The sequence below is a fragment of the Candidatus Streptomyces philanthi genome (genome assembly GCF_059553635.1).
Genome location: NZ_JCANQV010000527.1, coordinates 1 through 2,171, shown reverse-complemented (window position 1 = coordinate 2,171; position 2,171 = coordinate 1). Strand labels below are relative to the sequence as shown.

Here is a 2,171-nt window from a genome sequence, read left to right as displayed (position 1 = left end):
GGCGGCGTACGCGCCGGGAGCGGCGCCGGGCCGTCACCCGCGCGCCGAGGACCAGGCCCGCCAAGCCCCCTACCCCTGCTTCCGCCCCTTCTTCGCCCGCGACTTCCGCCCCGCCGGGTTCCTCGTACGGGCCGCGCGGCGGCGTTCGTGGCGTGCGACGGCGGCCTCGTACTCGGTGCGGCGCAGTTTCTCGCCGGGGGCCTCGGTCAGGCTGCGGACGAAGTAGGCGAGCAGGGAGCCGATGAAGCCGATGAGCATCAGGCCCTGCGCTGAGGAATCGGCGCCGGACGGGCGGCGGACGAACCCCTCCCAGGTGCGGCGGAAGGCGAGCGCGCTGCAGATGCCGAACCCGCCGACGACCAGGACGCCGACGAACGAGCCGACGTCGGCGATCATCAGCCCCTCGAAGCCGAAGCGCAGCACCAGGGCGCCGGCCGCGGCGAACAGCAGTGATCCGGCGGCGACACCCGCGCGGCGCAGCCCGTACCCGCCGTCGTGGTGGACCCAGGTGGTGCCGAAGAAGCGGATCTCCTCCGGTTCGGGCCCGCCGCGCTCCGGCGGACCGGGCGTCGTCTGCGCATCGCTCATGCCGCCGATTATCCCCGGCCGGGTGCCGCGGCGGCCCGGCCGGGTGCGGCGGTGGTGCGGGGCTCAGCCCGAGCAGCTCGCTGCGACCATCCCGTTGCTCCCCGTCTTCACATAGGTGTCGGAGATGTACTCGCCGGGAGCGATGTTGTCCCAGATGTCGGAGGTGCCGTAGGGGCCGGTGACGCGCTGGCCGCGGCGCTGGCAGCGGATCCGGACGCGGGCGTCGTACGGGAGCTGCCGGACGACGGCCGTGTTGGTGCCCGGCCCCTTGCGGACGTTCACCCGGTAGCCGGGCGCGACGGGGTACGTCGGGCTCCCGGCGGCCAGGGCCTGTACGGCTCCGGCGGCCGCTTCCGTGGCGGCGCTCTCCTGCGCGGTCATGTGTGCACTCCCCCGTGATCGGCGCCGTGCGGGCGCCCGCTGATGGTTCGTCGGTGCGGGTGGCGGCGGTCCGGAACGGAGTGCGGGCCTCCGTAACGACGCGTCGTGCCCCCGCCCGTGCACGCTAGCAAGCCACGGCCGTCCCGTACGTACCATCATCGGGGCCCCGCGCGTCGTTCGGCGCGGGACGCCGGGTACGTCGGTTACGGGGGAAGGCACGGGATGGAACGGGAGCATGGCGATGCCGCCGCGGCGTGACACCGGGGGCGGCACGGAAGCGGAGGCTCCGGAGTACGCCGGGCGGTACCGGTTGGAGGAGCGCCTGGGGGCGGGCGGTATGGGTGTGGTGCACCTGGCGCGTTCGTCGTCCGGGCTGCTGCTCGCGGTCAAGGTGATCCACGCCGAGTACGCGCAGGACGCCGAGTTCCGGGGGCGGTTCAGGCAGGAGGTGGCGGCCGCCCGGCGGGTGAGCGGCGCCTTCACCGCGCCCGTCGTGGACGCCGACCCGGACGCGGAACGCCCCTGGATGGCGACCCTCCACATCCCCGGCCCCACCCTCTCCGACCATGTGAAGCGGAACGGGCCGATGGCGCCGGACGAGGTGCGCCGCCTCGCGGCGGGGCTGGCGGAGGCGCTGCGCGACATCCACCGGGCCGGGGTGGTGCACCGTGATCTCAAGCCGGGGAACGTGCTGCTGGCCGCCGACGGGCCGAAGGTCATCGACTTCGGTATCTCGCGTCCTTCGGACAGCGAGATGCGCACCGAGACGGGGAAGCTGATCGGGACGCCGCCGTTCATGGCGCCCGAGCAGTTCCAGCGGCCGCGGGAGGTCGGCCCGGAGGCGGATGTCTTCGCGCTGGGGTCGGTCCTGGTGCACGCCGCCACCGGGCGCGGCCCGTTCGACTCCGACAGCCCCTATCTCGTCGCGTACCAGGTGGTGCACGACGAGGCGGATCTGGCGGGCGTCCCGGACGAGCTGGTGCCGCTGATCGGCCGCTGCCTGGCGAAGGAACCGGCGGACCGGCCGACGCCGGAGGCGCTGATGGACCTGCTGCGGACGGGTCCGGACGGCGCGGGCGCGCGGGTGCCGGGCGTGGCGCGGAGCGTCGTCCCGGAGGGTACGGACGGGATGGTGCCGTCCGCGGCCCGGCCCGGGGAGCGGCTCGTGGTGACGGACCGCCGGCGGCCGTCCGCCGCCGAGG

Annotated in this window: 3 protein-coding genes; 1 reads left to right on the top strand and 2 read right to left on the bottom strand. The window is 74.9% G+C overall.

Going from position 1 to position 2,171, the window contains the following annotated elements; all coding sequences use genetic code 11:
• Positions 1-69 precede the first annotated feature (69 nt).
• Together AC51EU_RS29865 and AC51EU_RS29860 are read right to left on the bottom strand one after the other, a co-directional pair.
• Positions 70-588 carry a hypothetical protein gene (locus AC51EU_RS29865; RefSeq protein ID WP_496270216.1) on the bottom strand — a complete coding sequence of 173 codons (519 nt, stop codon included), beginning with the start codon at positions 586-588 and terminating at the stop codon, positions 70-72.
• Positions 589-651: 63 nt separating this feature from the next.
• A complete protein-coding gene (locus AC51EU_RS29860; RefSeq protein ID WP_496270215.1) occupies positions 652-969 on the bottom strand; it encodes a hypothetical protein in 318 nt (105 codons plus the stop codon).
• Between the two features lie 241 nt (positions 970-1,210).
• On the opposite strand from AC51EU_RS29860, the gene AC51EU_RS29855 reads away from it, so the two are divergent.
• A partial coding sequence (locus AC51EU_RS29855; protein ID WP_496270217.1) for a serine/threonine-protein kinase occupies positions 1,211-2,171 on the top strand: 961 nt, incomplete at its 3' end.